At 32.5% G+C, this 25302-nt stretch carries 15 protein-coding genes and 5 pseudogenes; 17 read left to right on the top strand and 3 right to left on the bottom strand.

The features are described from left to right. Positions 1-39: 39 nt before the first annotated feature. The 13 genes and pseudogenes from MNO09_RS01510 (at position 40) to MNO09_RS01450 (ending at position 16455) form a co-directional block, all read left to right on the top strand. Positions 40-4155, top strand: coding sequence for a non-ribosomal peptide synthetase (locus MNO09_RS01510; RefSeq protein WP_241949900.1), 4116 nt, complete (start codon positions 40-42; stop codon positions 4153-4155). A gap of 37 nt (positions 4156-4192) precedes the next feature. Continuing rightward, positions 4193-4957, top strand: a complete 765-nt coding sequence (locus MNO09_RS01505) for a thioesterase II family protein (protein WP_098715409.1) — start codon at positions 4193-4195, stop codon at positions 4955-4957. Positions 4958-5036: 79 nt separating this feature from the next. Beyond that, on the top strand, positions 5037-5753 hold the full coding sequence (locus MNO09_RS01500) for a 4'-phosphopantetheinyl transferase family protein (RefSeq protein ID WP_241949899.1): 717 nt from the start codon (positions 5037-5039) through the stop codon (positions 5751-5753). Between the two features lie 31 nt (positions 5754-5784). Further along, positions 5785-6546: a ParB N-terminal domain-containing protein gene (locus MNO09_RS01495; RefSeq protein WP_241949898.1), complete on the top strand. Its 762-nt coding sequence runs from the start codon at positions 5785-5787 to the stop codon at positions 6544-6546. 79 nt (positions 6547-6625) lie between these two features. Further along, complete coding sequence (gene sbnA / locus MNO09_RS01490; RefSeq protein WP_098656147.1) at positions 6626-7609, top strand: 2,3-diaminopropionate biosynthesis protein SbnA; 984 nt, start codon at positions 6626-6628, stop codon at positions 7607-7609. A 34-nt stretch (positions 7610-7643) separates the two neighbouring features. Continuing rightward, complete coding sequence (gene sbnB, locus MNO09_RS01485) at positions 7644-8663, top strand: 2,3-diaminopropionate biosynthesis protein SbnB (RefSeq protein ID WP_070169519.1); 1020 nt, start codon at positions 7644-7646, stop codon at positions 8661-8663. Positions 8664-8827: 164 nt separating this feature from the next. After that, positions 8828-9559, top strand: coding sequence for a hypothetical protein (locus MNO09_RS01480; protein WP_241949897.1), 732 nt, complete (start codon positions 8828-8830; stop codon positions 9557-9559). A 622-nt stretch (positions 9560-10181) separates the two neighbouring features. Further along, positions 10182-10946 carry an SDR family oxidoreductase gene (locus tag MNO09_RS01475; protein WP_241949896.1) on the top strand — a complete coding sequence of 255 codons (765 nt, stop codon included), beginning with the start codon at positions 10182-10184 and terminating at the stop codon, positions 10944-10946. A gap of 262 nt (positions 10947-11208) precedes the next feature. After that, positions 11209-11463: pseudogene (locus MNO09_RS01470) on the top strand (DUF4879 domain-containing protein); the annotation flags it as partial. Positions 11464-11650: 187 nt separating this feature from the next. Then, the gene (tnpB, locus tag MNO09_RS01465; protein WP_241949894.1) at positions 11651-12772 is read left to right on the top strand and encodes an IS200/IS605 family element RNA-guided endonuclease TnpB; all 1122 of its coding nucleotides are present in this window, start codon (positions 11651-11653) and stop codon (positions 12770-12772) included. A gap of 69 nt (positions 12773-12841) precedes the next feature. Beyond that, positions 12842-13069 (top strand): annotated as a pseudogene (locus MNO09_RS01460) (DUF4879 domain-containing protein); the annotation flags it as partial. A gap of 490 nt (positions 13070-13559) precedes the next feature. Beyond that, the gene (locus MNO09_RS01455; protein WP_241949893.1) at positions 13560-15521 is read left to right on the top strand and encodes a DUF3472 domain-containing protein; all 1962 of its coding nucleotides are present in this window, start codon (positions 13560-13562) and stop codon (positions 15519-15521) included. A gap of 283 nt (positions 15522-15804) precedes the next feature. After that, on the top strand, positions 15805-16455 hold the full coding sequence (locus tag MNO09_RS01450; protein ID WP_088106839.1) for an RpiB/LacA/LacB family sugar-phosphate isomerase: 651 nt from the start codon (positions 15805-15807) through the stop codon (positions 16453-16455). A 248-nt stretch (positions 16456-16703) separates the two neighbouring features. On the opposite strand, the pseudogene MNO09_RS01445 reads toward MNO09_RS01450, so the two are convergent. Together MNO09_RS01445 and blaIII are read right to left on the bottom strand one after the other, a co-directional pair. Continuing rightward, a pseudogene (locus MNO09_RS01445) lies at positions 16704-16871 on the bottom strand (IS256 family transposase); the annotation flags it as partial. A gap of 138 nt (positions 16872-17009) precedes the next feature. Further along, positions 17010-17963 (bottom strand): class A beta-lactamase BlaIII, encoded by a 954-nt coding sequence (gene blaIII, locus MNO09_RS01440; RefSeq protein ID WP_088106840.1) that lies wholly within the window; start codon positions 17961-17963, stop codon positions 17010-17012. 754 nt (positions 17964-18717) lie between these two features. Between blaIII and MNO09_RS01435 the strand changes: the two genes are divergently transcribed. Together MNO09_RS01435 and MNO09_RS01430 are read left to right on the top strand one after the other, a co-directional pair. Further along, positions 18718-19491 (top strand): ABC transporter ATP-binding protein, encoded by a 774-nt coding sequence (locus MNO09_RS01435; protein WP_070168774.1) that lies wholly within the window; start codon positions 18718-18720, stop codon positions 19489-19491. Next, positions 19463-21406: an ABC transporter permease gene (locus MNO09_RS01430; protein ID WP_070168775.1), complete on the top strand. Its 1944-nt coding sequence runs from the start codon at positions 19463-19465 to the stop codon at positions 21404-21406. Before MNO09_RS01435 ends, MNO09_RS01430 begins: the two co-directional genes overlap by 29 nt. Before the next feature lie 60 nt (positions 21407-21466). On the opposite strand, the pseudogene MNO09_RS01425 reads toward MNO09_RS01430, so the two are convergent. Beyond that, positions 21467-21760 (bottom strand): annotated as a pseudogene (locus MNO09_RS01425) (erythromycin esterase family protein); the annotation flags it as partial. Between MNO09_RS01425 and MNO09_RS01420 the strand changes: the two are divergent. Both MNO09_RS01420 and MNO09_RS01415 read left to right on the top strand, forming a co-directional pair. Beyond that, positions 21760-22140, top strand: a pseudogene (locus MNO09_RS01420) (lipoprotein BA_5634 family protein); the annotation flags it as partial. The pseudogenes MNO09_RS01425 and MNO09_RS01420 sit on opposite strands and share 1 nt — an antisense overlap. A gap of 698 nt (positions 22141-22838) precedes the next feature. After that, positions 22839-25292: a transglycosylase domain-containing protein gene (locus MNO09_RS01415; RefSeq protein WP_088106853.1), complete on the top strand. Its 2454-nt coding sequence runs from the start codon at positions 22839-22841 to the stop codon at positions 25290-25292. Positions 25293-25302 lie beyond the last annotated feature (10 nt).

Raw genomic sequence — 25302 nt, 5'->3', positions numbered from 1 at the left:
ATATTACGAAATACACTTTTAAATAATGGAGGTGCGTTTATGGAAGGAAAGGAAGATTTGTTTGCAAAATTAGAATCATTATCCCCAGAGAAGAAAAAATTTTTAATGGACCGATTAAAACGGAATAACCCTAAAAATATTATGAAAAAGAGAAGGGAAAGTGACCTTCCTGTTCTATCTTTTGCTCAGCAAAGACTTTGGTTTTTTGATCAATTAGAACCCGGTTCTTCAACGTATAATATGCCGTTTCTTCTGAAGATAGAAGGAGACTTTGATATTAATGTTTTTGAAAAAAGTTTAAATGAAATTATACAAAGACATGAAATTTTACGCACTACTTTTTTATTAATGGACGAGCAGCCAATCCAAATTGTAAATCCAAATTTATCAATACAAGTTAAATATGTCGATCTTCAGGCGTACTCTAAAGAGGAAAGACAAAAAATTTCTGATGAACAGATAAAAAAGGTTTCAAAAAAACCCTTCAATCTTGAGATAGGTCCCCTTGTACGTGCAAATATTTGGCAAGTAGAAGAGAAAGAATATTGGATGTTGCTAAATATGCATCATATTGTCGGAGATGGATGGTCTGTTGGGATTTTAATCCAAGAAATTTCGAATGTTTATAATGCATTTATTAAAGGAAATAACTCCCCTTTATTACCATTAACAATGCAATATACTGATTTTTCTATTTGGCAAAAGGGATGGTTGCAAGGTTCCAAGCAACAAGAACAATTGAATTATTGGAAAAAACAATTGAGTGGCAATCTACCTGTTCTTGATTTACCAAGGGATTTTTCAAGACCTAATAAAGCAACATATAATGGAGACGAAGAATATATCACAATTCCTAAAGGGTTAGTAGAGAAATTAAGAACCTTATCCCAACAGGAGGGTGGTACATTGTATATGCTGTTATTAGCGGCGTATAATACTTTGTTATATAAATATAGTAAACAAGAAGATATTATTGTAGGTACACCAATTGCAAATCGAAATCATTTGGAAATTGAACCATTAATAGGTTTTTTTGTAAATACGTTAGCATTGCGTACTAGAGTGAGAAAAGAAATGTGTTTTAGGGAACTACTACAAGAAGTAAAACAAACATGCCTAGGAGCATATTCAAATCAAGATATCCCATTTGAAAATATTGTTGCAGAAATTGTATCAGAACGTCAGAGTAATAGCTCTGTACTTTTTCAAACTGTTTTTGCTTTAGAGAAACAAACACAAAATATAATTGAAATGTCAGGTGTAAAAGTTAAGCCTGAGAAATTAAATATTAATGTTGCAAAGTTTGATTTGACCTTATCTATGATTGAGGAGGAAGATAAGGTATCTGGAACTTTTAACTACAATACTGGTCTATTTAGAAAAAGTACCATTCAACGTATTTCAAAACATTATCTGTCTATATTAGAACAGGTAATTGAAAATCCTAACATAAAATTAAACCAATTATCATTAATAAACAAAGAAGAATTAAATCAAATGATTAAAAGGGAACATAATGTAATAAAGAATTTACAGATAGAAACCACTCTACCTGAACTATTTGAAGAACAGGTCAAAAAAGTACCGAACAATATAGCGGTACAATACGGGGATGCTTCATTAACTTATGATGAATTAAATACAAAAGCTAATCAGTTAGCTCATTATTTAAAAGGTCAAGGGGTAGGTCCAGAAGTTATGGTAGGTATTTCCATGGAACGTTCTTTAGATCTAATTATAGGAATTTTTGGGGTTTTAAAGGCAGGTGGAGCATATGTACCAATTGATCTAAATGCTCCATCAGCCAGAATTCATTATATGTTAGAAGATTCTATGGTACCAATTGTTCTTTCCCAACAGGGCTTATCTAATAAAATCCTTAAAGATAAAGTGAAGGTTATTTGTTTAGATACGGACTGGAATGAAATTGAAAAAATGAGGACTTCGGATTTAATAGGGGAAGTTCAAGTTTATAATCTAGCTTATGTAATTTATACTTCAGGATCTACTGGAAAACCAAAAGGAGTCATGGTTCCACATAGAGGATTAACAAATTATTTAAATTGGTGCACTCAAAATTATTATAAAGGGAATGGTGGACAAGGTTCATTAGTTCTGTCATCAATATCTTTTGACTTAACAATTACGGGAATGTTTTCTCCATTATGTATAGGAGAAACAGTAGTTTTATTTCCTGAGCGATTAGACTTAGAAGAATTAGGAAGATGGGTTCGGAAAAGAAAATATAGTGTTATAAAGCTAACACCAGCACATTTAGAGTTATTATCTCATCAAGTTTCTGAAGAAGATGCTGCTTTTTGTACAGATACTTTTGTAGTAGGAGGAGAGCCTCTACTCGCAAAACATGTTGATTTTTGGGTAAAGCATGCTCCAAATACGGTAATAATAAATGAATATGGACCGACTGAAGCAGTGGTTGGATGTACTAATTATATAGTAAAAACAGGAGAGGATTATAGTAAATCCATACCTATAGGAAAGCCTATTTTTAATACTGAAATGTATGTATTAGATACCTCTTTACAACCTGTACCTATTGGTGTTCATGGAGAACTATATATTGGAGGAGAGGGATTAGCAAGAGGGTATTATAAACGACCGGAATTAACTGCGGAAAGATTTATTAATTCTCCATTTAATAGTAATGAAAAACAGAAATTGTATAAAACTGGAGATATGGTACGTTATTTATCAAATGGAAATCTTGAGTATATTGACCGCATAGATCAACAAGTTAAATTGAGGGGATTTAGAATTGAATTAGGAGAGATTGAAACTATACTTAATCAATATTCTAAAATACGTGAGGGTATTGTTTTAGTTCGAGAAGACATTCCAGGTGACAAAAAACTAGTGGGGTACATTATTGGAGAAGATCTTACAGCTGATGAGGTTGAGAAACTTAGCAATTACATGTCAAAGCAGTTGCCTGATTATATGGTACCGAGTGCTTTTGTGTTATTAGAAAAAATACCGTTAACAATTAATGGGAAAGTAGACAAGGAGGCATTGCCTGCTCCAGATATGTCTTTAATTAAACGACCGGAATATAGTGAACCAAAAACAGATGTTGAAAAAAAATTAGTTGAAATCTGGGAAGAGTTACTGGGGTATTCCGGAATCTCCTTATATGACAATTTTTTTGAAATTGGTGGGCACTCCTTATTGGCAGTTCAATTAATGTCAAAAATTAAAAAGAAATTCAATGTGAAAATTCCATTAACTGTAATCTTCCGAAGTGGAACAATTGCTGCATTAGCAAAACAAATAGATAGAAATAATATTTATAAAGTTAATAATTCAATAGTACCTCTTCAACCAAAGGGGGAGAAGAGACCTATTTTCTTTGTTCATCCTATTGGTGGACATATTATAAGTTATTTTGAATTAGCTAAATATTTAGGTGTTAAGCGTCCGTTTTACGCTTTTCAGTCGCTAGGATTAGAGGGTGGAGAAACTATATTAACAAATATAAAAGAAATGGCTAATTTTTATATTAAGGAAATGCAGAATGTTCAGGAAGAAGGGCCTTATATTATTGGTGGATGGTCTTTTGGCGGGGGTGTAGCTTTTGAAATGGCAAGACAATTAGTTGAGAAAGGAATAAAGGTTGAAGCCATTATATTACTAGATACATGGGCACCAGAGATATATAATGTTACATCAGAATGGGATGATTTAGCCGTATTTATGAATGATTTAATGAAGCAATATAACCTAGAGGTTTCCGAAGAATTAATATTAGGATATAAAAATTTAAGTATGCAAGATGAACGTATTCGCTATGTAATAAATTATTTAAAGAATCATTCAAAGTTTAAGCAAGATATACAAGTTGAAGATCTAAAAAAGATGATTCAGGTATTTCAAACAAATCTTAATGCCTATCGTAATTATAAGCCCGCAAAATTGAATCAAGATATATTACTTTTTACTGCAAATCATCCAGATAAAGAAAATAATCATGTAGAAGATGACACCTTGTTTTGGGGAAAATATGTAGAAAAACAATTAAATGTTATAGAGCTAAATGCAAATCATTATAGTATGATTCAGTCTCCGCATGCTGAAGATATTGCACATCATATTGATGTATTCTTAAAAGGGATAAGTAAAAAAATTACAAAATCCTAGTTCTAATTTTAATTAAATTTTTAAAGGTGTGTTTCATATGAATAATATTTATTCACCATCTCTATATTTCAAAAAATTCAATAAGATGAATTCTTTTCCAGCTAGTATGAGGTTATTCTGTTTTCATTATGCAGGAGGAAGTGCTAGTAATTTTAAAAAATGGTCAACTGAATTACCTGAACAGATTGAAGTAATTGCTGTTCAACTACCAGGTAGAGAAAATAGAATTATGGAGAAACCATTCAATAATATCCAATCTATTATATGTGAATTAGCAGTAGAGATTCTTCCTTTATTAGATAGACCATATGTATTTTTTGGACATAGTATGGGGGCATTATTAAGTTATGAAATGTCATGGTATCTAAAAGAAAAGTTTTCAACATCTCCAGAGAAGTTAATTATTTCGAGTTTTAGGGCACCGCATCTATCACCAATAACAAATAATATGCATGATTTATCTGTACCTATTTTTATTGAGAAGTTAAAAGAAATGGGAGGAACATCTGACGAAATATTACGTAATCAAGAGCTAATGGAATTAATTATACCTACTATACGTGCAGACTTTGAAGTGTGTGAAAAGTATGTATATAAAGAAAGAAATAAATTAAATTGTCCTATTGTGGCGTATGGTGGAACAGAAGATAATAGAGTTCGTTTAGAGCACCTAAAACAGTGGGAGAAACACACTAGTAAAGCTTTTAAAGTTCAGATGTTACCAGGGAATCATTTCTATTTAAAAGACGTAGAAAATGAGTTGCTATATTTAATTTCTAAGGAATTATTAGAAAATTATTAAATGAATTTCATCATGTTATCAAATAAATTTATTTTTATACAAATGGATGATAAGTGAAATATTGTTGAGAGGAAGAATAATGGAAGAAAGAGTATCCGTTTTTTATCTAAAAATACCTGAAAATATTAAAATATCACATTTTACTTGTTGTTTGAATGTTTTAGATGAAGAAGAGCAGGTAGAATTTAATAGTTACTTAGTAGAGCATAAAAAAATAGAGTTCTTATTTGGAAGACTGCTGGTGAAATCTCTATTTGCACAAAAATTAAATTTGTTAGTATATGATATTTTGCTTAAAAAAAATAGTTTTGGAAAGCCATATGTAAAATGGGAATTCAATAGACAACGAAATCCTATGTATTTTAATTTATCACATACAAGTCAGATTATTGTTTGTGGAATTGCAAAAGAAAAATATATTGGAATAGATGTTGAAAAGACCAATAGAAATTATTTAGATGTTATGGATGTAGTTTTTTGTAAAAGAGAAATTAACTTAGTATTAGATCAGATAAAGTCTACAGATAAGAAAGAGATGTTTTTTAGAATTTGGACAAGGAAGGAAGCTTTATTAAAAGCCAGAGGTACAGGACTTTACACACCTCCTTTATCTATTTCTGTACCAGAAAATAGCGGAATTATTAAAGGAGGTGATTTTTTATATAATTCCTTTTTATTAGACCCTGATTATATTGTTTCAGTTGCTTTAAAATGTTCGGAAAATAAAAGATATACATTTAGTATTCAAGAAATTCTTCTTAAAGAATTAATAGATTTATATAAAACTTTATCTTAAATGATGAAAATAGTTTCCAGGAGGAAATGGTATGCTAGATGACTTAAAAGTAATTTCAACCGAGCAAATATATTTACATGAAGAGTATGAACTTGAAAGGTTAAAGAAGCTAAGTAATAAAATTAAAAATGAACAGGTTTTAAAGAATCCGCCAATCGCTTTACAATTAGCCAAAGATAAATATCTAATCCTTGATGGAGCACACCGGACGTTATCCTTGAAGCAATTGAATTGTAAAAGAATGGTTGTTCAAGTCGTTAAAGCAGATTATTTATCAATTGGAGCATGGTCACATCATATAGCAGATAGTGAGGGAGTATTAGAGGTATTAAAAGGTAATTCTAATATTTTCTTGAGTAAAAATATTAAAAGTGAAAATTCAATTGCAACAGTATTTATTAATGGAATAAAGTACGATCTTAATATTAATCCAGAATTAGAAATAGATATGGAAATGAAAATTAAAGTTTGGAAAGAAATTGTTAATGCTTATACTAATAAATATCCGTTCACTAGAATAACAAATGACGAATTAATTCCTTTAGGCGGCATAGTATTTAGCTATACTTTGCTAGAGTTGTATCAAATTAAACAATTAGTAGAATCAAATTTACTACTCCCTGCAGGGGTAACTAAGTTTAAATTAAATTGTGGGCGTATTTTGAACCTAAACATTCCATTAAGTTTTCTAATCCGAGAAGATTTTGTAGAGGAGGATTGGATGGAATTATTGGAATTATGGGAAAAATCAATTCGGTTGTATACCGATCCAGTCTTATTATGTGAAATTTAAATTGATAAATGATTGGAGTATGGATATTGGTTTTTTATAAAAATTAAATGAGTTGATTAATGTGAAAAGGGGCAAAAACATGATTCATGATGACGTTCTTTCATTAATAGGAGAAACACCTATTGTAAAAATTAATAAGCTGGTCCCACCTGAGAGTGCTCAACTTTATGTGAAATTAGAAGGATTTAATCCTGGAGGAAGTTCAAAAGATAGGGTAGCAAAGCGAGTAATTGAATATGCTGAAAATAGTGGACAGTTAAAGCCAGGAGGAACAATTGTTGAATCCTCATCGGGGAATCTTGCAATTGGTTTAGCCTTAGTAGCAAAGATGAAAGGGTATAAAATGATTTGTGTAGTTGACCCTAAAATAAGTAAAGTGAATCTGAATCTTATTAAATCATATGGTGCCCAAATTCATATGGTTGATGTATCAGACGAGCACGGAAACTATTTGAAAACTCGACTTATAACAGCACAAGATTTAGCGAATTCAATTGATGGAGCTTATTGGCCTAATCAATATAATAATCCTGAAAATCCGGAGGCTTATGTAAAAACTTTAGTTCAAGAAATTTACGATGATTTTAATGATACTTTAGATTGGATTGTATGTCCTGTAGGTACTGCTGGATTAATTACAGGTGTTGCAAAAGGCATGAAAAGATTAAACACATCTGTAAAAGTTATGGCTGTTGATGCTGTAGGATCAGTTATATTCGGAGGACAGCCGGGGGTAAGAAGGCTTTTGGGGATAGGAAATGCAATTGTTCCTGGAAATGTGAATCGAAATCTTTATGATGATCTAAGTTACGTTAATGATGCAGATGCCTTTTTTATAACAAGAGAGCTTGTATCAAAAGAAGGGATATTAGTTGGTGGATCTTCCGGAGCAGTTGTATGTGCAGCTCTAAGATTAATAGATAAACTACCAAAGTCTAAAAAAGTATTAGCGATATTACCAGATAGAGGTGATCGATATTATAATACTATATTTTCAGATGAATGGTTAGATGAACATGGTATTGAATTACCACAATCGATTAATGATTGCATTTTAGTTTAAATAAAATAGATATTATTTTAAGGGAGTGTTAATTATGTTATTAGAAACAAAACCAGAATTAGTTTATCTTAGTAAACAGGATATTATAGATTTAGGTGGTTATAAAGCAAACATTTACGTTCATGCTATTACACAAGCACTAACCTTACATTCAGAAAGAAACTTTAGTCAACCTTTAAAGCCGTATTTAAAAACGAATAAAGATGGAGAGCATATCGCAGATAGAATTATTGCTATGCCAGCTTATCTTGGCGAACCTTCTATTTCAGGAATTAAATGGATCGGAAGTAAGTTTGATAATCCAACTAAGAAGAATATGGAAAGAGCTAGTGCTTTAATTATTTTAAATGATCCAGAAACAAATTTTCCAATTGCCATTTTAGAAGGTAGTGTAATTAGTTCTATGAGAACAGCAGCTGTCACTGTAGTTGCAACAAAATATTTAGCCAAAAAAGGATTTCAAAATGTTTCAATTATCGGTTGCGGATTAATTTCTAAAATGCACATAAATTCTTTACTAGAACAGTTTAATCATATTAGACAAATTAATTTATTTGATCTGGATCATGCAAAAGCGAAAGCTTTTGCTCAAGAAATGAAAGAACGTTTTAGTCATGTCGATTTTCATGTAAAAGAATCAGCAAAAAATGCGGTAGAACAAGCTGAGGTGCTTGTAACATGTACGGTAGCAGACACTCCATATATTGAAGCAGATTGGATTCAAAAAGGAACTTTCGTCAGTAATATCTCTATAATGGATATAGAAAAAGAAGCTTTTTTAAAGGCTGATAAGGTGATTGTAGACGATTGGGATCAAGCAAATAGAGAAAAGAAGGTAATTAATCAGCTCGTAGTAGAAGGGAAATTTTCAAAAGAAATGCTTCATGCAGAACTTGGCGATATTATAACTGGTAAAAAATCAGGAAGAGTGACCGATGAAGAAATTATTATATTAAACCCTATGGGAATGGCTATTGAGGATATTGCATGTGCTCATGCCATTTATGAGAAAGCGAAACAAGAGGGATTAGGAAAAGTGTTAAGTTTATATTAAGTACTTTTTATCAAAAGGAACTGTAATACGTTTAATTACAGTTCCTTTATTTAATTAATAGTTGTGTAGAAGTTTCACTTTAATATTGAATCCACTAAAATTAGGATTCTTATCGTTGATAATAAAACATTAAAGTGTAGGAAATTAAGAGAGGTGCTAAAATTATGATTTATGAAATCAAATTTATTCCATATGAACAATTAATTTTTTTTGAAGAATATAACGAAGAACAATTAATTAAAATTAAAAGTAACATTGATGCTCAAAAAGCCTTGAATAATCTACCAATTATTATGAGAACTGAATCAAACAAATATCTTGTCTTAGATGGAATACATCGTATCTTGGCATTAAATAAATTACGCTGTATGAATATTACTGCACAAATAATCGATGAGAGTATTGTAATAAGTAGTTCTTGGCTTCATCAGATTCCTAAATGTAAGGAATTAATAAGTGATTTAAAAAATAACTCGAATTTTTATTTTACTGGAGAAAATTTATTAGAACAGAAGTATTTTGCAAAGGTTTATATAGATAACCAAGTCTATTACTTATATGATATAGATTCTAAGAAAAAGGAACAAGGAGAAGTTATTTCATTTTTAAATTCAATTATTAATGTGTATGATAGTAAGTATGGATATGCAAAGATAACAAAAGAAGAATATACTCCAAACTTAGAGTATATTACGATTGAGTTTCCGGATTTTTCTATACAAGAATTAATGAAAAATATCGATAATAAATTGTTTCCATTAAACGTTATAAGATTTACTTTTAATATTAAAAATATGAATGGTATAAACATTCCAATTTGTGTTATAAGAAGTCCAGAGGCTTATGAGTTTGAATGGAGAGAAATTATAGAGAAATTATCTTTACCTAGTCAGTGATAAATTAAATTCTAAATGGAAAATTGTTGGAATTTATTCTTTTAGTAAAAAGCTACTCAGGAGTATACATTGTAAAACGAGGGTTGGGTCTTTGTATTCTGTAAAATGCGGTCATTAAGTAAGTTCATAGGTGGAAAATACAAGAAATTAAATTATTGTAATCGTTATAAAAATCCCATAAGTACCATTTTTATTTTTGAGAAACTTGTTTGAAGAAGAAATGAGTAGGGTAACAATGGTATCAGTCCACAGAAGAAATGCACAAAACCTCTCTAATTAGGTGTATGTAATTAATGAAAGTAGTCTTAATAAATATAAAAAGACTATTAAAGAAAATGTAGTGAGTAGATATAATCAATTGGAGACTTCTTGGTTAATAATAGTATAACATCGAAATAGAACAATTTAAAAGTTTTTTGTATATATAAATTTAAAAATATCTATATGTATGTGACTTTATTTTATATCCATAGGAATAGCCAATTTATATGTGAAGTGAAAAGGTCGACTCTTATAATTATGAGCCGGCCTCTTTGTTTTATGGATATCAAATTAGTGAGCAACATTTCAAAGAGTATCCTGTGATATAACTAAGTAGAATTTTAAACAAGGGGATGATGAGATGAATAAATTGAAGGGGAAAGTTGCATTAGTAACAGGGGCTAGTAGGGGAATAGGACGAAGTATTGCCTTACATTTGGCACAGGCTGGTGCGTTAGTTGTAGTTCACTATAGTAAAAGAAAAGAAGAAGCAGAAAGTATAGTGGATAAAATTAAACAAGATGGCGGTGCCGCATTTGCAATCAGTGCAGATTTAAGTACTTTTAACGGCATTAATAACTTGTATTTAATGATGGATCAATCTCTTCAAAAACATATAGGTAATACTACATTTGATATTCTTGTAAACAATGCTGGAATTGGGCAGATTTTAACGTTAGAGGAATCTACAGAGGAGTCTTTTGATGAGGTTATGAATATTAATGTGAAGGCTCCATTTTTCATTATTCAAAAGGCTTTGCCACGTTTAAAAGATGGAGGAAGGATTATCAATATTTCATCATTTGTTACACGAGTAGCCACCCCAAGTGTTTTTGCCTACAGTATATCTAAGGGGGCAATTAATACACTCACTCATACTTTAGCACAACAACTTGGTGCTCGTGGTATTACAGTAAATGCAATTCTCCCGGGTATAATTAATACAGAAATGAACGCTGAGACATTGAGGAATAAAGATGGCCAAAAATATGCTGCAGGTTTATCGACTTTTAATAGGTGGGGAGAACCTAATGATATAGCTGATATTGTAGGTTTTCTTTCTTCATCAGACAGCCGTTGGATAACTGGTGAGTTAATCGATGCAAGTGGTGGATCTTACTTATAATGCTAGAGAAAAGGCCAAATAAACAATAGAGTTGCATTTGCAACTCTATTGTTTATTTGCTAAATCACCGAACTATGCACCATTTATTAACTCTTATAAAAGCCAGCTTGAAATGAGTCCAAATGTAGTAAGTCAATCAAGGTAGAGAACCAATTATGCTGTAGTAGGATTAATGGTAAGTGTAAATAGTAAAAATGCAATGAATATGCACAATTTCATATATAAATGGGTTCTTTTTGTTAACTCTTTCACAGGGAAGGGAATGTATGAAATTAGTATGATAGAATCAATTTGTATTTAATATAAAGGGGATGATTGAATGCTAAAAAGAATGATCCTAGGGGTTTCATCATTAGTAGTTGGAGCAACAGTTGGTTTAGCGACAGATGTATCTGCAGCACCTGCACCACCATTAACTTCATTAAAAGTAGTAAAAGTTGAATTTCAAATAGGCGGAGTTGAATTTATTGGTGTAAACAATTTAAGTACGGTTAAAAATCATGGAGGAAGCTATTTATCATTTTAGCCAAGAAGACTCATTCCTCAAGGAACGCGAAGTGAGTAGGTGGGAGAGATGAATTGGCTTCGAACTAGGGATGGTAGGAAGCCATCTTAATTGTTCGACATAATAAAGTGTTACTTCACTATCCATAGAATGTACGTTCGGTGCATGATAGTCATATACCGAAATGGAGGTGAATCAAATGATAATTAATAAAGCCTTTAAGTTTCGTATCTATCCAAATCAAGCACAAGCAATTCTAATTAATAAAACGATAGGTTGTTCTCGCTTTGTATTCAATCATTTCCTATCCCTATGGGATCACGCATACAAAGAGACTGGAAAAGGTTTAACATATGGTACATGCTCTGCCAAACTTCCTGCCATGAAGAAAGAGTTTGTTTGGCTCAAAGAAGTGGATAGTATTGCGATTCAGTCGTCTGTTCGCAACCTTGCGGATGCGTATACACGATTTTTCAAAAAACAAAATAGTGCCCCGCGTTTCAAATCCAAGAAGAATAACGTACAATCTTATATCACAAAACAAACAAATAAAAACATTGCCGTTGTAGGAAACAAAATAAAATTGCCAAAACTAGGTCTTGTTCGATTTGCCAAAAGTCGTGAAATAACGGGACGTATTGTAAATGCTACAGTTAGACGTAACCCTTCTGGTAGATATTTTGTGTCACTATTAGTTGAAACAGAAGTACAAGAACTTCCGAAAACACATTCTTACATTGGAGTAGATGTAGGACTAAAAGATTTCGCCATTTTGTCAGATGGAACACCCTATGCAAATCCGAAGTTTTTCCGATCATTAGAAGATAAGTTGACGAAAGCACAGCGTGTCCTTTCTAGAAGAATGAAAGGATCTTCTCGTTGGAATAAACAAAAAGTAAAAGTAGCTAGAATTCATGAATACATATCAAATGCTAGAAAAGATTACTTAGACAAAATCTCAACTGTAATCATCAAAAACCACGATGTTATCGGTATAGAGGATTTGCAAGTATCGAATATGTTAAAGAATCATAAGTTAGCAAAAGCAATTAGTGAAGTATCTTGGTCACAGTTTCGAACCATGTTGGAATATAAAGCAAAATGGTATGGTAAACAAGTCATTGTCGTATCGAAAACATTTGCTTCCAGCCAATTATGTTCTTGTTGTGGATATCAAAACAAAGACGTTAAAAATCTAAACCTACGTAAATGGGACTGTCCTTCTTGTCGTACACACCATGATAGGGATATTAACGCAAGTATCAATATAAAGAATGAAGCAATAAGGCTTCTAACCGCAAGGACTGCGGGGTTAGCCTAATCAATTAGAGTTCGATAGAACTCTTTACTTAGGAATCCCCCACTTCTAAACGAAGTGAAAGTGGAGGTAGTTCAAACAAATGAAATGGGATATGGTAGAAATCCGATTGCTCAAATGAGTGGTCAAAAACTAAAAAAAGTAGATTCTAAGATGATTGATATTAATGGTGATAGAACAGTTGATAGATGGGAATATAAATGGGATGCTTCGGGACAGCAAAATGGACAATTCAAATATCAAAACACATCTACAAATGCACCTTGGAATACATTATCTACGTCATTAAATATCAAATAAGTTAACAGAAGAATTTAATGTTAATTTTTGGTTGTAATATTTAATATTTAGGTAACTAAAGGAGTCTACGTTTTTTGTGGGCTCTTTTAATCTATTGAAAAGACACGCGCAAATTAATAAGCTATTTTATCTAATTATCACGATGTATGTTTACATAATGTTATTTCCGTAAACAAATTTTAATTAATAGTGTGAGTAATTAAGGAAATGAATCTATTGAAAAATCATGTAATATCAAAGGAGTCTTTTCAGCATCCTAATCTTAAACTATATATTTATGAATTTTTATAATATTTTTAGCCAACATTTAGTCACAAATCATACGATACTCTTACAAAATACTATGATTTGGTTAGTAATAGTAGTGAAAAAAACATTAAACATAACTAGGTAGTATAGCTAATGTTATTTTTTTACATAATTTGTTTAATAGTATGTATATCGTTATTATTCAATGTAACTAAAATAATTTAAAAGGAGATAGGAAGTCATGTTTAAAGAAAAAACAAATGGAAGACTAAAAAAGATTGTTATAATTACTGCGGCTTGCACCATGATGTCAATGTATGGAGCACCAATTTCTAGTACAAAGGCAGCAATCCGATCTCATGCTCCATCAGTTTATGTAACACCACAAAATACTGCTGCTTCAGATATTATTAGCATAGACTGGTCACCAGTCCAAACAGCTCCTTATACGTATTGGGCTGTGCATAATTGGAATCAGGGGGGAGAGGGTGGTGGTTATGCTGGCTTCCAACAACAAAGTGGTTTTGATCAAACTGGTAAACGTACCCTTCACTTTGCACTTTGGGATCCAATAGCATCAAACCAAGCAATAAAAGCTGAATATTTATCGCCGACTTCAGAAGCCAATAGATTTGGTGGAGAAGGAACAGGTCTGAAGGTACAAACAACTTATAATTGGAAAGATAGTGAATGGTATCGAATGACTCTACGTTCTTGGCAAGAAGATGGCCATACAAAATTTGGCCAGTGGATAAAAGATAATAAATTAAATCAATGGAAGTTAGTTGCTATTATGGATCATCCAGTTGCGAATGTTGCATTTAATTATGGTCTATCGATGTTCCAAGAGGACTGGGCTGGTAATGGACAAGATGTAAGAGAAGCACGCCTAAAAAATGGATACAGTAGAAAAGTTTCAGATAAACAATGGAATTCTTGGAATAATCAGCGTATCAGTGGGCAACATGAAACATCTTATCAATACGATGGAGGAGCAAATTCAGAATATATATGGGTTAAGGCAGGAGGAAATACTCAATCAACAATTGGTACTGGAAAAACTTTTAATATAAATCAGCCTAGTCAACCAGAAATGGGAAATTTAGATTTTGATATTCAAAATATTCGCTTTGAAGCTGAAAAATTAAATGTGTCTTGGAAATTGAAAGAACAAAGTACCCCACAGTTTAAAGGGAAAATTGAAATCTATGACAATGAAAAGTTAATGGGACAACCTTTGAAAGTAATTGATAATATTAAGTCCTACCAAACTGAGGTAAGTCAAACTATGCAATTGCCTCAAACGGCTTTTGCTAAAATTACATTAACAGACATATTTGATCGAACTGTAGAGAAAAAAGTAGGAATTACAAATGGAAATTCTGATATTTTAGTAGGGAATCAATTTGCATGGTCCCTAAAAGGATATAGTGATCGAGGAATTGCAAAAGTAGATTATAATAAAGCGGCAGAAGAGCTGAAAATCAAATTAGAAGCTGGTGTACCGCATTCTTACTTCAATAGCACATATGCAAGTATTAAGGTCCAAAACTCATCTGGTAGCGTATTATACAATAAGGAAATCGTGGGGAATAGACAACAAAATACCGAAAGCCAAACTGTGTCTGTAAAAGTGGGGGATTACATTGAATTAACTCATATAGAAGGAGACGCAGTAAAGGAAAAGACACGCGCAACATTAACAAATCTTGGAAATAACAAAAATGAGACTATTGGAAAGACAGCAAGATATCAGGTTACAATAGAGGGATTAAAGAAAGTTGAAAAAATGCCAGAGACAACGATTCTAGATGGAAAACAATTTGCATGGTCATTAAAAGGATATAGTGATCGAGAAATTGCAAAAGTAGATTATAATAAAACAGCAGAAGAGCTGAAAATCAAATTAGAAGCTGGCGTACCGCATGTTTACTTTAATAGTACATATGCAAGTATTAAGGTCCAAAGCTCATCCGGTAGCGTTATGTTCAATAAGGAAATCATGGGAAATAGACAACAAAATGCTGAAACCCAAACAGTACCTATAAAAGTGGGAGATTATATAGAATTTACTCATTTAGAAGGGGAAGCAGCAAAGGAAAAAACGCGAGCGACTTTAACTAACCTTGAGAATGGAAAACAGGAATATATAGGTAAGAAAAGAACATATCAGGTTACATCCACAGGATTAATAAGAAAATAGATGTATAAAAAAGTTGGGGGAATCCCCAACTTTTTCTTTAGAAATGGAAGAATAACCGTTTTTGTAACATTAAATGGTCAATACTTCTCAAAATACATAAAAAAAACGTCAAAATATTGTGATGGAAAAATGAAAAAGAATAACCGGGATTGTAAAGAAATCTGTGTAAGTTTTTGAAACGAACACATAGAATAGCAAATTTTAAGGTAAGATTGGTTTTATCTTTTTTATCTACTTTTGACTTTCGGTATGTGTGATAATTAAATCGAAAGGTCGTGGAAGAATGAAGATAGCTGTGATACAAGCAAGTACCCAAACTAGCAAAAATGAACTGATTTTTGAAGAAACAAAAAGGGCAGTGGCGAAGCATGGATATGAAGTGTTTAATTTTGGTGTTATAATTGAAGATTCGGAGTTAAGTTATATACAAGTGTCCTTAGCTGTTGGTCTACTTCTAAATTCAGGCGCAGTTGATTTTGTCGTCACTGGATGTAGTAGCGGTGTTGGTATGTCGATTGCCTGTAATACACTTCCGAATGTCATTAGCGGTTATCTGCCAACTCCAACAGATGCGTTCCTGTTTGGTAGGATAAATAACGGAAACTGTGCATCACTGCCACTTGGATTGAACTTCGGTTGGGCGGGCGAACTAAATCTTCGCTTCACGCTTGAGAAACTTTTTGAAGAACCGTTCAATACTGGGTATCCTGAAGAATCCACCGAACGAAAGAAACGTGATGCAGAACTTTTGAAAGAAATCAAGAGTTTTTCACACCATGGCATCGTTCAGATTCTAAGTCAGTTAGATGTAGCTGTTATTAATCCTGTTCTTCAAAAACAAGATTTAGTGAAATTCCTCTTGAGGAATGGCACCAACACAGATATATCAAATTATCTTATCGAACAAACGACGAATTTAAATCACGGTAGATAAATTCTGTATTTTACAATAAGTTAGGCAAATTTAACGTTAACCATAAGCTGATTCAACAAGATTGACCAATTGAGGGATATGATTGCCATTCCATTTGTTATGGGGTTCTTTTACAATCCTTCTCCAACAAAAAAACACATAGCCTTTAGGCAAGGGATGAAAGTGAGATTGGATACGGAGTGCTACTAAATGACCGCAAGGTTTGTGGCACTTTAGGTATCCAAAGTGTGGGTATCCATTATGACAATTTTCGTGTTCTTTCCGTTTTTTGAGTTTAAATCGTAACCAAGATGGTGATTCATTTCGCCCTGAACCATTGCCTCAAACAAAGGTCCACCGATGTCTTTCAAAGCCTCTTGAAAATCTTCAACAGTTTCCGATTGGTAAGCTTCAAAAATTGATTGAGCTAATTTCACGGATTTTGAATCTCTCTTCTAACTATAAGTGTAACCACTCCTTCTTAATTATTTTTGAAAAAGAAAAACCGTGAAGCAACCATCTATCTATGATGGTAGGTTACTTACACGGTTTATATGACACGCTCCAATAATCTATTATTTTTTATTCGTAGCTTTTAAAGTATCTAACACGACTTTGGTTGTGTCTGCAATGAGTTTATCATCGTATTCTGCATCTTCTTTATCATGATTAGAAAGGATGGCAAGAACAATTGGTTTTTTATTTGGTGGCCAAATAATTGCAATATCGTTCCTTGTCCCATAAGATCCTGCACCTGTTTTATCAGCTACTTCCCATCCTTTTGGTACGCCCGCACGTATTAATTTATCTCCAGTTGTATTTCTCTTCATCCAATCTACTAATAGTTCACGTTTCTCCTTTGGAAGTGCAGTTCCTAATGTAAATGACTGAAGTGTCTTAGCTATCGCTTCTGGTGTACTAGTATCATGTGTTTCTCCTGGATTTACTTCATTTAATTCAGGTTCAAATCTCTCAGAATTAGTAACAGTATCACCAATTTCCCTCAATATTTTTTCAAATGCGGATGGACCACCTAACTTTTTAAGAATTAAATTATGTGCAGTACTGTCACTATATCGAACAGAAGCATCTGCAAGTTCTTTTAACGTCATTCCTGTATCCACATGCTTTTCAGTAATTGGATTATAATTAGAAAGGTCTTCTCGCGTATACGTAATCTTTTCATCAAGAGCTTCTATTGAGTTCTGACGTAAAAGAGCTCCCGCTGCTAATGATTTAGATGTAGAGGCAAATGCAAAACGATCATTTGCATGGTAAGCAACAGTTTGATTCGTACCTGTGTCCAGTGCATAAATACCAAGCTTGGCATCATATTCTTTTTCAAGTTTAGCAAAAGAATCATTACCAGTATTTTCTTGTTTAATTTGATTTGTTTGTTTCGTTTGTTTAGGTGATTCAGATGAAGTATTACTATTGGAACAGCCTATTAGTGTTACGCATGAAAGTAATACGACAGGTACAATTTTTTTGTAATGTGAAATGGTAAAGAACTTGTTTAAAACGAACATAAATTTTCAACCTCTTTCAAGAATATATGGATTTTGTTTTGGCGTTTTAAATACCGATGTTAATTAAAGTGTGTATAGGATAACAATACTTTTGAAGTTGAATTTTAACAGGTTAAGCAGAATTAAAACGTTTAGATGAATGAACTGACGCTGTTTGGATTGTTTCTTTTTTTAATTACACTTGTAATAGTCCACCTGTGAAAGTATTAAACTCGTAACATTTAAATGCTGTATTTCAAAACACACTTTTTTACATCACTTTACTTTTGGTAATAATAAGTCCTTTCATATTTTTAGGAATACACGTAATAGACACTCTAAGTAATAAATTTGTTCCATTTTAAAAATAGGAAGAACTTGGTGAACGGTAAAGAAAATACGATGAATTGCAAATGAAATCTATATGGAAATCTAGTACCGTATAGTACAGTGCATATGAAAAATTCCTTAATGCTATTTCTCAAAAAATTATGTTTTTTGGATTATAGACTGTGTTTTCAGAAACATTTCAAGCGTGTAAGAAAAATGAAAGATAATTCAATATGAGAAAAACAACCATACTACTACAATGAAAAACAGAAACATGCTTAAAAATCCTGAGGTACGATAGCAAGTTATTTTACTGCTTAATACATTCGAACAAGTATGACAGCTTAAATAAGAAAAGCTGAAACAAATGATTAAGTCAAAATGTAGGCATGCATTAGTTATCAAATCTCATTCTTAGTAGATAAAATTGGAGGGAATTTCTCATATGAAAATAGTAGAAGTAAAAGAACTTAGTAAAGAATACACAGGAAATGTTTCACATACAGCACTTTCAAATATTAATTTAACAATTACAGAAGGGGAATTTGTTGGGGTTATGGGACCGTCGGGTAGTGGAAAAACAACTTTATTGAATATGATATCTACTATTGACTCACCAACATCAGGTAGTGTATTCATTAATAGTAAAAATCCGTATCAGCTTTCGGTCAATGATTTGGCCTTATTTCGCAGACAGGAATTAGGATTCGTCTTTCAATCCTTTAATCTGTTGCATACATTAACAGTAAAAGAGAATATGGTTCTTCCGCTCGTATTAGATGGCATGAATGTGAAGAAAATAAATAAACGAGTAGAATCTATTTCGAAAAAATTAGGAATCAACGAAATCTTAAATAAACGAACATATGAAATATCAGGAGGACAAGCGCAGCGAACAGCGATTGCTCGTGCACTCATTCACTCTCCTAAATTGGTTCTTGCCGATGAGCCGACAGGAAATTTAGATTCTAAAGCTTCTCAAGACGTAATGGAGATATTAACACTATTAAATAAAGAAGAGAAGGCAACAATGATGTTAGTAACGCATGATCCTGTTGCTGCAAGTTACTGTGACCGCATTATTTTTATTAAAGATGGACAGCTATATAATGAAGTTTGCTACAATGACGATCGTCCATTATTTTATAAAAATATTATGGATAGTCTTTCTATGTTAGGGGGGAAAAAACATGACTTTTCGACAGCTTGCATTCAATAATGTTTTACGGAATAAACGAATATATCTTGGTCATTTCTTTAGTAGTACATTTGCGGTATTGATTTTTTTCACTTATGGGCTACTTGTATTTCATCCGAGCCTACAAGGCGAACTGACTCATGTAAGTACCATCATGAGTACATTTGGGAAAATAGGATTTCATTTATCTTATTACTTAATCTTTGTTTTTTCTTTCTTATTTATTTTCTATTCTGTTAGTACATTTTTAAAAAATAGAAAAAAAGAGTTTGGATTATTAATGTTACAAGGAATGTCTCATAAGCAGCTTCATCGATTAATTTTTTTCGAAAATATGTTGATTGGAATCCCTTCTATAGTAGTAGGTATCGGACTGGGGGTAATTTTTTCTAAGTTGTTTTTACTAGTTAGTGGGTCTTTATTAGGAGTAGAGCATACGTTAGCATTTTACTTTCCATTAAAGGCTATGGTAGTAACAGCTATGTCCTTTGTTGTTTTATTTTTACTTATTTCATTGTTTACATCAAAAATGGTGAAAATGAATGAGCTTGTAGAACTCATAAAATCAGAGGAAAAGCCAAAACCGGAACCCAAAGTGTCTGTTTGGATATCCTTATTGGTACTTATTTTATTGGGAGCGGGTTACTCCTGCGTCTACCACGGTATTGCCGCGGTAAATTACATGACTTTGAATCAATTATTCCTACTCGTAGGAGTAGGTGTCGTATTAATTGTATTTGGAACCTATTTTTTGTTTACTCAATTGTGTGTATATGTGTTACACACTTTAAAAAATAGAGAAACTATATTCTTTAATAGAACCAATCTCCTTGTTATTTCAGAATTAATGTATCGAATGAAAGATAATGCAAATACGTTCTTTATCGTTACAATTATTTCCGCTGTTTCTTTTACAGCAATTGGAGTTTGTACAGCTATCGCAAATCCTGAATTGGCAAAACATGAGACCCCATATGCATTTACCTATCGATCTGATAAGGGGAATACACAAGAAAAAGCCCATATTGAAGAGATAAAAAAACAATTAAAAGAATCTGGATTTTCTTATGACCTTGTAGCAACAAAATTTAAAAGATCACTAAACGGATTGTCGTTAATTAGTCTTTCTGCGTATAATGAATACGCAAAAAATTTAGGGTATAAAATTGAGAAATTAACAAATGAAAATGATAGCATTGCTATACGACTAAATAAGAACGAAAAAAGTGCAGAAGATTTAAAGGATTTTGTTATAAAACATGGTGATCTAGAGGTTCTGCTTTCTGTAAAAAAATCAATTTATATCCCAGAATTAGCAATGGTTGAAAGCCCTGTTATTGTATCTGATGCTGTGTATAATAAGGTCCTAATTGTTCAAGAAGAAGGCGTACTCCGAGATTACACGATATACGGTTTTATCGTTAAAAATTGGTCTGAAACAAGTGCGATTTCTTCAAACCTTACGAAGTTTATTGGTATGAATCAAGAGGATTATTATGCCTTTTCATCCTTGTATTTAAAATGGATTGAATTGAAACAACAAAACGGATTACTTTCTATTTCAAGTGTAATGGTGGGGATTGTATTTTTCGTATTTACGCTTAGCTTTTTATATTTCCGTCTATTTACTGATTTAGTACGTGATCAAGAACAGTATCAAATGATTTCAAAATTAGGTTTAAGTCAAAGTGAGTTGAAGAAAATTGTGACAAGACAAATGATGCTACTATTCTTCTTACCGATTGTAGTTGCTATGATTCACAGCAGTTTTGCATTTCTAACGTTTCATCAATTAGGACAAACAGTAAGTAAGGAAATGTCCGTTATTCAAAGCTCAATTGTTGTATTAATAAGCTTTATTTGTATGCAAATTATTTACTTCCTTATTATTAGAAAGCACTATTTAAAACGTATATGTACAAAGATTTATTCATAGAAAAAGAATTTATAAAAATATAATTAAAAGCATCCTTATATTGTAAGGATGCTTTTGTATTTACTTCAGTACAGAAGGCGTCGTCTTTTCTAACCAGAGAATGCCATCATATTGTTCTGTCGGAATCATGATTTCTTCTTTATCTTTTATTCCCCAATAACTTGCTGCAGTAGGAGTAAACATCCATGAAGTTTCTGGTCGGTAACTTTCTCCCTTTAGGTTAACAAAAACATGGGGACTTCCCACCGTGCTGATAATTTTTTCAACGCTTTGTTCTTCATGTTGATTATGTACAGGAATAATATATTCATTAACATCATCCCAACTGCTTCCACTATACGCAAATACACCAATCTTCAGATCCTGTGGATTCATTACCAAAATCAAAAAAAGGTGAAACTATCTTATTTGCAAATAAAGAATATAAGGACTTAAAAGAAATAACATATGATGCGAAAAAAATGAGTACACAATACGCAGGTGATGTATGGCTAGCGCCATATCGTGGTGGATCCAATGTAATCCTATTAATAGTAGATGATACATTATTTAAAGAAATAAATGGGAAAGAAAAGACTAGACAGATTCTATCTTTTAATAAATCTTTTGGGAATCTTAATTTAGTCAATCAAGGGAAAGCACCAGAATTAAGTAAGGAATTAGATAAAGTAAAAACGGCTTTAGGTACTGAGGGCGAGAAATCTGTCAATTTTTTGAATGTTAAAGAAAAATAAATAATTACGTCTATTTGGGTAGAACTCTGTCACAATCAAGTTAAGCAAAAGAAATACACAAAAATGAAAAATCTCACTTATTATCTGAAAAAGATGAAAAGTGAGATTTTTTGCTTAGTGGGGTAATGTTCCAGAATGTTGACGGTAACCCATACCCGTCACGCTAAGATTGGATTTTCTATGAAATTCCATTTTCGTTGCTGTACCCCTAGTAACGTTTCTGCTCCGTTACTATACAAACTCAAATTTCTTTCTCATCTTAAAGTGGAACAAATTTATTACTTAAATTGTCTATTCAATGTAAACCTAAGATGCCCTCAAGTGAGGGCATTGATTTTACCTTTGCTTTCTGATTCCCTGTATCCATACAAACTATAGGATAAAATTAGTAGTCGATTCTTTTCATGCTGATTATGTTAACATGAACCATTATTTTAGACTGGTTTTTAAATAATGTAATATTTAAAATTTTGGTTATATAACAAAAAGATGAAGAACAGCAAACAATATTCTTACTTTAAGGAGCAACATTATTAGAAAGAATAGAGAGGAAATAGTCAGATTAAGAATTAATCTAAGTTTTATAATCTATATATTAGGAAAAGATTCACTATTTCTGATTAGCATACTTTTTAAATATAAGTATATTTCTGAAGGTGCCCCCTCTAATTTTAAGTAAATCAACAGGAGGATATAGCATGTTAGAAAATCATCGTTCTAGAGAGGAGCGACGACAAGTTAAAAAGAAAAAACAGCCAGCTTCTAAAAAACAAAAACCAAAGGGGAAAACTCCGTTTTTTCGTAAATTTTTAATTAGTTGTTTATTACTAGGTATTGTGGGGTTAGTCGCAGGGGTTGCTACTTTTTTCGTTATGATCAAGGATGCACCAAAACTTGAGAAAGCAAAACTTGTTAATCCGTTATCCTCAAAAATTTATGATAAAGATGGAAAATTGATATATGAATATGGGAAAGAGAAACGAACGAATATTATGTATAATCAAATTCCTAAATTAGTAGAAAATGCGTTTTTAGCGACAGAAGATGCACGTTTTTACGAGCACAGTGGCGTAGACTTTAAAGGTACTGCACGTGCAGTTTTAGTCAGCCTAAAAGGTGATTACGGCTCTCAAGGTGGAAGTACGATTACGCAGCAAGTTATTAAAAATTACTTCTTATCGATGGAAAAAACGTCAAAGAGAAAGGCGCAAGAAATATATTTAGCGTATAAGCTGGAAAAACAGTATTCAAAACATGAAATTTTAGAGATGTATTTAAATAAGGTTTACTTAGGCAACCGTTCATACGGAATCGCAACAGCAGTACAAAACTATTATGGTAAGGAATTAAAAGATTTAACACTACCAGAAGTTGCGATGCTTGCCGGTTTAATGAAAGCGCCTAATAACTATGATCCAACGGAAGAACAAAATATTCAAAAGGCAACAGAAAGAAGAGATGTTGTTCTTGAATTAATGAATCGACATGGTTATATTACAAAAAAAGAAATGGATGAAGCATCAAAAGTTCCAGTAACAGAAGGACTTAAGGGAGCAACTGAACAAAAAGAAATGCCATATCCTGCGTTTATGGATGCCGTTGTGAAAGAAATTGAAAAAGAGTTGCCAGAAGCTAATATTGGATCTGATGGTTTAGAAATTTATACAACATTAGACCAAAAGGCACAGGATTTTGCGGACAAGCTTTTAAATGAAGGTATTATTAATTATCCAAATGAGAAATTTCAAGGGGCTTTCACATTTATGGATACGAAAACAGGAGAAGTTCGTGCAATTGGTAGCGGACGTGGTGAAAATAAAGCTGTATTTAAAGGACATAATATTGCGATTGAATTAAATCGCTCAGCAGGTTCAACGATGAAACCAATTTTTGATTACGCTCCTGCAATTGAATATTTAAAATGGGCTACTTACCATCAAATTGATGACTCTCCATTTAAGTATTCAACAGGACAAGAAGTTAGAAATGCAGATAGAAAGCATTTAGGACCAATTACAATGCGTGATGCATTGAAGACGTCCCGAAATATCCCGGCAATAAAAACTGCAAAAGAAGTAGGAATTAATAAATCAAAAGGTTTCTCTGAAAAGCTAGGTATTACTTTTAATGTAGCACCGACCGAATCAACAGCGATTGGTACAAATGAATCGTCTCCAACTGAAATTGCAGGTGCTTATGCGGCATTTGGGAATGGTGGTAAATATACGAAACCGTATTTTGTCAAGAAAGTCGTTTATCCAGATGGAAAATCAAAAAACTTTGAACAAAAAACAAAACGAGTTATGAAGGATTTTACAGCATATATGATTACTGATATGCTTCGTACTTTTGTTTCATCTGGTTTGGGTACAACAGCCAATATAGGTTCTTTAGATATAGCGGGTAAAACAGGTACAACAAACTATTCTTCAGAACAAATAGCACAATATAATCTACCAGAAAGCGCAACACGTGATAGTTGGTTTGCTGGTTATACACCACAATATACGATGGCAGTATGGACCGGATATACAAAGGATAGTAAAGATGATTATATTAGTAGTAAAAATACGAAAATAGCTCAATTGATTTTTAAAGAAATGATGAGTAAGTTTGCTACAGATAAGTCGCGATTTAAAATGCCGAACAGTGTAGTTCAAGAAGGTAGCGAATTACGTATTAAAGGTGAGAAGCGTGATTCTTCTCCAAATACAAAAATAGCAAATACGACTGAACAGCCGAGTGAAAATAAGCAAAAAGAAAAGCAAAAGAAACCAGAAGAATTAAAGAAACCAGAAGAGCAAAAGCAAAGTGAGCTAACTAATGGAAGTGATCGTGGAAATACAACGCCACCAACTAATGGAAGTGACCGTGGAAATACAACGCCACCAACCAATGGAAGTGATCGTGGAAATACAACGCCACCAACTAATGGAAGTGATCGTGGAAATACAACGCCACCAACCAATGAAAGTGACCGTGGAAATACAACGCCACCAACTAATGGAAGTGACCGTGGAAATACAACGCCACCAACCAATGGGAGTGGCCAAGGAAATACAACGCCACCAAACAATGGGGATGGCTATGGAACGCTAACGCCACCAAGTAATGATGGGAATATAGAAGAGGCTCCAGATAATAATGGATAATAAGTAATAG

The organism is Bacillus sp. N5-665, from assembly GCF_022637375.2.
Taxonomy (GTDB): domain Bacteria; phylum Bacillota; class Bacilli; order Bacillales; family Bacillaceae_G; genus Bacillus_A; species Bacillus_A wiedmannii.
Note: the sequence above shows the minus strand (reverse complement) of the source record. Positions and strands in the feature narration are given on the sequence as shown.